Origin of the sequence: Reichenbachiella sp. (assembly GCF_039941815.1) — a bacterium.
Lineage (GTDB): Bacteria > Bacteroidota > Bacteroidia > Cytophagales > Cyclobacteriaceae > Reichenbachiella.
The window spans coordinates 1-4,558 of record NZ_JBDVDW010000013.1; the positions used below are offsets into that span (position 1 = coordinate 1).

At 42.2% G+C, this 4,558-nt stretch carries 2 protein-coding genes; both read left to right on the top strand.

Annotated elements, in window-relative coordinates:
- On the top strand, window positions 1-3,262 hold a 3,262-nt coding region (locus ABJF11_RS00890; protein WP_348117252.1), incomplete at its 5' end, for a SusC/RagA family TonB-linked outer membrane protein.
- A gap of 18 nt (window positions 3,263-3,280) precedes the next feature.
- A partial coding sequence (locus ABJF11_RS00895) for a SusD/RagB family nutrient-binding outer membrane lipoprotein (RefSeq protein ID WP_348117254.1) occupies window positions 3,281-4,558 on the top strand: 1,278 nt, incomplete at its 3' end.

Sequence of the window (4,558 nt, forward strand, 5' to 3'; positions counted from 1 at the left end):
AAAACTATTACTGATTTTCTTGTTCGTGTCTGGCTTGATAGCACAAGCTTCCGCACAGGACAGGACAGTTTCTGGTAAGGTGACGTCTGCAGAAGACGATTCGACACTACCAGGCGTGACAGTTGTACTTAAGGGTACGACTACAGGTACAACTACCGATTTGGATGGTAACTATAAGTTATCTGTTCCTTCTGACGGTGGTACTTTAGTTTATTCCTTTGTGGGCCTTTCCACGCAGGAAATTGAGATTGGTACGAGAAGTATAATCGACCTAATCATGCAGCCTGACGCTCAGCAATTGACTGAAGTGGTTGTTACCGCTATGGGTGTTTCTAGAGAAAAAGCTTCTTTGGGATACGCGCAGCAAACGTTAGGTACTGAAGATGTAAACAGAGTTAAGTCTGACAACATCATTGGTTCTCTATCTGGTAAAGCTGCTGGTGTACAAGTAAGACAAACAACTGCAATGGGTGGTTCTGCTGTTATTAACATTAGAGGTAACTCTTCTTTTACTAACAACAACCCACTATTTGTAATTGATGGTGTGCCTGTAAGTAACAGAACGTCTAACACAGCTGTTCAGGCTCAGGGACGTAGAGGTTATGATTATGGTAACCCTGCATCTGATATTAACCCAGAGGATGTTGAGTCTATGTCTATCCTTAAAGGTGCTGCAGCGACTGCACTTTATGGATCTAGGGGCCAAAACGGTGTAATCTTGATTACAACCAAAAAAGGTACTTCTAGAAAAGGCATTGGCGTTGAGCTAGCCACTGGTTTAACCATCGGTAAAATAGATAAGTCTACTTTCGCTAAGTACCAAAATGAGTTTGGTGCTGGATACGGACCATACTACGGTGGAGCTACTCCAAACGGTGCCATGTATGAAATCGACATCAACGGTGACGGTAACCTGGATTTAGTAGTTCCTACTACTGAAGATGCATCTTATGGTGATCCATTGGATGGATCTATCACTGGATACCAGTGGGATTCATTTGTGCCTGGTGAAGCTAACTTCGGACGTGCTTACGCATACGAAGCTGGAGCAACTACTCCTGTTGATTTCTTCGAAACTCAAGTAATCAAGAGAAACAGCATTGCCTTGACAGGTGGTGGAGAATCGGCTACTTTCAGATTTGGTTATACTAACCACGATCAGGATGATATCATGCCAAACAGTTCATTGAAGAAGCATACATTTAACTTCAACGCGACTACTAAATTGAGCGATAAATTGTCTGCTGATGTAATGATGCAGTACAACAAGCAAAACGCTGTCGGTAGATTCTCTACTGGATATAGCGATAACTTGATGTCTCAGTTCCGTCAGTGGTGGCAGGTAAATGTTGATGTGAAGCAACTAGAAAGAGTGTACAACAGAACAGGCTTGAACTATACCTGGAATGGCGCGAGCCACGACACTCCTCTTACGCCTATCTATTGGGATAACCCTTACTGGACTCGATACGAGAACTTCAACTCTGATACTAGAGATAGATTCTTGTCTAAGTTTGGATTCCAGTACAAGTTGACTGACTGGTTGTCAGTAAACGGTAGAATTTCTTTGGATAACTACACTGAAGTTAGAGAAGAAAGAAGAGCTGTTGGTAGTATTGCTGCTGAATTCGGTGTGAACTTGACTGATGAGCCTTCTGGCTACGCAAGAACTAACATCGAAAACAGTGAGTGGAACTACAACGCAATGTTGAACTTCAACAAGCAGTTGAACGATGATCTTAGCCTTGCTGGTTTGGTAGGTTTCAACCTACAGAAAGAGAGATATGAGAACGTATTTGCTTCTACAAGTGGTGGATTGGCTGTACCAGGACTGTATGCTTTGAGCAACTCAGTAAGTACAAACCCATTCCCGGTAGAAACACTATGGGAAAAAGAAATCTATAGCTACTTCGCTAATGTGAACTTGGGCTACAAAGATTTCTTGTATTTGGATGCTAACTACAGAACAGACATTAGCTCTGCTTTGCCAGTAGCAAACAATCAGTATGATTACTACGGTGTAGGTCTTGGTTTTGTATTCTCAGAACTGGTAGATGTAAGCTGGATGGACTTCGGTAAGGTAAGAGCAAGTATCGGCCAGGTAGGTTCTGATACACGTGCTTTGAGAGTAAACGATACGTATGCTCGTGTTGACAACTTTGGTAGCACTATTATGACTACTGTAAGAAGCAACAAAAACAACTCTGAGTTGAAGCCAGAAATCACTACTGAGACTGAATTCGGATTCGAAGGATCATTCCTCGACAGAAGAGTTAATGTTGATTTCGCATGGTACAACAGAGAGACAACTGATCAATTGATGCCAGTTGAGATCTCAAGAGCTACCGGTTACTCAAGTACATTTATCAACGTTGGTACTATTCAAAACAGAGGTATCGAGATGGTATTGAGTGGAGATGTAATTAGAACTGATGCGTTGAAGTACAACCTTGCGGTTAACTTCACTAGAAACAGAAATGAAGTTCTTGATTTGAACGATTCTGAAGGAAACCAAGCGACTGAGAACTATACAATCCAAAGTTACCAAGGTAACATTTCTTCAAACGCAACTGTAGGTGAGCCTTTAGGTGTATTGAAAGGAACTGGATTCCAGTATTTAGATGGCAGAAGAGTGGTTGACGCAAATGGATTCTACGTATCTGAAGCGGATCAAATCATTGCTGATCCAAACCCTGATTACTTGTTAGGATTCAACAACACTGTATCTTTCAAAGGTGTGACTTTAGGATTCTTGATTGATGTATCACAAGGTGGAGAAGTTTATTCTTTGGATATGCACTACCAAGGTACTGGTGTGCTAGAGCATACTGCTGGACTTAATGAATTGGGTAACCCAGTCAGAGATGCTGTAACTACAGGATCTGACAGTGGTGGAATCTTGAACGAAGGTGTTCAGGCTGACGGTTCTGAGAATACGATCAGAGCTGCAGCAGACTCTTACTTTGGAGCATTCTACTGGGGTAACGCTTCGAAAAATCCAGGTGCTATGACTGTATATGATGCATCATTCGTGAAATTGAGAGAAATGAGATTGACTTACAGCTTGCCTTCAAGCTTGGTCGGATCATGGTCTCAAGGTGTTGATGTCTCTGTAGTTGGTAGAAACTTGTGGATCATCAGCAAGCACGTACCATATGCTGATCCTGAATCAGGTCTAGGTGGACAGTTCTCTCAAGGCTACTTGTCTGGATCTTATCCAACAGTTAGACAAATCGGAGCAGAACTTAAAGTGAGATTTTAATAATTGATCAGAACAGATATGAAAAACTTATTATATATAGTCCTTCTTGCAGCAGTATTTGCAGGATGTGATGACAGATTAGAAGACTTTAATACTGACAAGCGAAACCCTGCGGAAGTAGCTCCTGAGTCCTTGTTCGCAAGAGCTACAAGAGAAGCTGTAGATAACATCGTCAGTATGAGTGTAAACGACAATCCTTTCAGGATGTATTCTCAGATGTGGGCTCAAACTACCTACCCTGACGAAAGCCAATACACAATTACTGCTCGTGAGATTTCTTTGGGAATCTGGACGAACCAGTACAGAGATGTATTGATCGATTTGAAGGATGCAAGAGAAATCATCGCTACTCAAATGGCGGAAGGTACTTCCAGCGATAGCGATGAGACACTTGAGAACAAAATGGCTATCATCGATATATTGATGGGCTATACCTACATCACAATGGTTGATATTTTTGGAGATATTCCTTATTCTGAGGCATTGGATCCAGCTAATTTTGAGCCAGTGTATGATGATGCAGAATCTATCTATACTTCTGTAGAAGGTACCTTGAGTGCTGCAAGCACTACTTTGACTACTCCGGCTAATGCTGCTGCTAGTGGTTTTGGAGGTTCGGATTTGGTATATGGTGGTGATGTAGCTGCCTGGGCTAGATTTGCTAACTCTGTAAAGTTGAGAATGGCAATGAAGATGGCAGATGTAAATGCTGCTACTTCAGTGACTTGGGCCAACGAAGCTATGACAGCTGGTGTGATCTCAAGCAATGCTGAGAACTTCGCTATGACTTATCAGAGCACTTCTCCAAACTCAAGTCCTCTTCACGAAGACTTGGTATTGAGTGGAAGAGCAGATTTTATCGTAGCTAACACTATTGTGGATGTCATGAATGGCGTAAATGACCCAAGAAGATCTGTGTATTTCAGAGAAAACTTGGGAGCTGGCGTATTTGATGGTGGTATCTATGGTGATGCAAATGCATATGCTAACTTCACTCAAGTAGGTGATATCCTACATCAGCCAACAACTGCTGGTGTATTGTTCAACTATGCAGAGATTAGATTCTTGATGGCTGAGATGGTAGAAAGAACTGGTTATACAATTCCTACCCAAATGGACGGAGCAACAACTGCTGCTGAACACTACAACGCTGGTATCACAGCTTCATTTGATCAGTGGGGTGCTACAATTGGCACTTACTTGTCAGAGACTGAAGTAGATTATGCTACAGCTACTGGTACATGGAGACAGAAGATCGGAACTCAGCTTTGGTTGGCATTGTACAACCAAGGGCTA